Source organism: Hallella faecis, assembly GCF_018789675.1.
GTDB lineage: Bacteria > Bacteroidota > Bacteroidia > Bacteroidales > Bacteroidaceae > Prevotella > Prevotella faecis.
Genome location: NZ_JAHKBE010000115.1, coordinates 1 through 2,100 on the forward strand (window position 1 = coordinate 1; position 2,100 = coordinate 2,100).

Sequence of the window (2,100 nt, forward strand, 5' to 3'; positions counted from 1 at the left end):
ATGATAATACGATAATACCCAGGGTGTCGCTTCGCTTGCCCTGGGCTATGCGCTCGTTGGGCTTTACCTTTCCGCTTCGCACCGGTGACTGTTAGTTAAGCCCGTTTGAAACTAAATCCGAAACTTTAGTAATAAACACCAACGGTGTTTCCTCTCGATCGTCATTACCTCCCTTTGGTCGGTGGGGCTACGCCGGGTCTCGATAGAGTGAGATTCGTGTTCTTAAAAAAGTGCCGAGCCGCCGACCGACCCTAACTTCGTTGCCCTCTGCCCATCACATCATTATGTAACCAATCATCATTCCCATGAAACATACCTTTTTAACCATTGCCCTCCTCGCCGCCGCCACCACCGCCGCGGCGCAAGAGAACGCCACGGTCGACATCCACGCGCGCTACACCCAGGTGGTGACGCCCGTCGACGGACAGTACACGTCGAAACGCCCACCCGTCGCCTCCCGCCTCTTCACCTCGCCTGCCGTGGAGAAGAAGATACGCGAGGTGCAGAAGGTGCTGCGCCACAACCCCAAGCTCGCATGGATGTTCGCCAACTGCTTCCCCAACACCCTCGAGAGCACCGTCCATTACCGACAGCTGCCCAATGGCGACGACGACACCTTCGTCTATACCGGCGACATTCCCGCCATGTGGCTGCGCGACTCGGGCGCGCAGGTCTACCCCTATGTGGCGCTCGCCAACCAAGACGAGCGCCTGCGCCGCATGCTGCGCGGCGTCATCCTCCGACAGATGAAGTGCATCAACATCGACCGCTACGCCAACGCCTACAACGATGGGCCCACCGGCGCGGGGTGGCAGAAGGATGGCACCAAGATGCGGCCCGAGGTGTTCGAGCGCAAGTATGAGATCGACTCCTACTGCTATCCCATCCGTCTGGCCTACCACTATTGGAAGGTCACGGGCGACGACACCGTGTTTGCCGACGACTGGCTCGACGCCATCGGCAACATCCTCGCCACCTTCCACGAGCAGCAGCGCAAGACCACACGCAAGGCTTACCACTTCACACGCATGACCGACCGCGCCTTCGACACCGTGGGGTGGGATGGCTATGGGGCGCCCGTGAAGCCCGTGGGCCTCATCGCCTCCATGTTCCGGCCGTCCGACGACGCCACCATCCTGCCGTTCCTCGTGCCGTCCAACTTCATGGCGGTGTCGGCCATGAACAAGGCCGCTGAGATCCTGCGCCATTGCGCCCAGAAGGCCGACGGCGCCAAGGCCGACACCCTGCGCTCTCGCGCACGGCAGTGCAGCGACCTGGCGGCCGAGGTGAAGGTGGCGCTGCAGACCTACGCCGTCTACGACCACCCCAAGTATGGCAAGATCTACGCCTATGAGGTCGACGGCTTCGGCAACCAGCTCCTCATGGACGACGCCAACGTGCCGTCGCTCCTCGGCATGGGCTACATGGGCGATGTGGACCCCGCCGACCCCATCTACCAGAACACGCGACGCTTCGTGTGGAGCGACGACAACCCCTGCTTCTTCCGTGGCAAGGCGGGCGAGGGCATCGGCGGTCCGCATATCGGCTACGACATGCCGTGGCCCATGTCGATCATGATGAAGTGCTTCACCGCCACCTCCGACGACGAGATTCGCTGGTGCATGCGCGCCCTGCTTGCCACCGACGCCGGCACGGGCTTCATCCACGAGTCGTTCCATAAGGACGACGCCACCCATTACACGCGCCCCTGGTTCGCCTGGCAGAACACCCTCTTCGGCGAGCTCGTCTGCAAGCTCATCCAGGACGGCAAGGCTCCGCTCCTCAACAGCCTGTAAGAGGAACCCGCCCCTGGGTGTGCGGCCCGCCCTGAAAGCAGAACCCGTCCCTGGGTTTGAGGCCCGCCCTGAAAGGGCAACAGCGCATAGCCCAGGGCAAGCGAAGCGACACCCTGGGTTTACGGATTGCCGTAGTATTCAATGACGGGCTGAACTAACAGTCACCGGCGCGAAGCGGAAAGGTAAAGCCCAATAAGCGCATAGCCCAGGACACCCGCCCTGGGATTACGGATTGCCATAGTATTCAAAGACGGGCTGAAAGCCCAACAAGCGCATAGCCCAGGGCAAGCGAAGCGACACCCTG

The 2,100-nt window shown here is 61.5% G+C and carries 1 protein-coding gene; it reads left to right on the top strand.

From position 1 onward, the window contains the following. Positions 1-305 precede the first annotated feature (305 nt). The gene (locus KM934_RS12655; RefSeq protein WP_215760967.1) at positions 306-1,796 is read left to right on the top strand and encodes a glycoside hydrolase family 125 protein; all 1,491 of its coding nucleotides are present in this window, start codon (positions 306-308) and stop codon (positions 1,794-1,796) included. Positions 1,797-2,100 lie beyond the last annotated feature (304 nt).

Coding starts and splice junctions, on each gene's coding strand:
- KM934_RS12655 (WP_215760967.1), top strand. CDS start 306: ATGAAACATACCTTTTTAACCATTGCCCTCCTCGCCGCCGCCACCACC.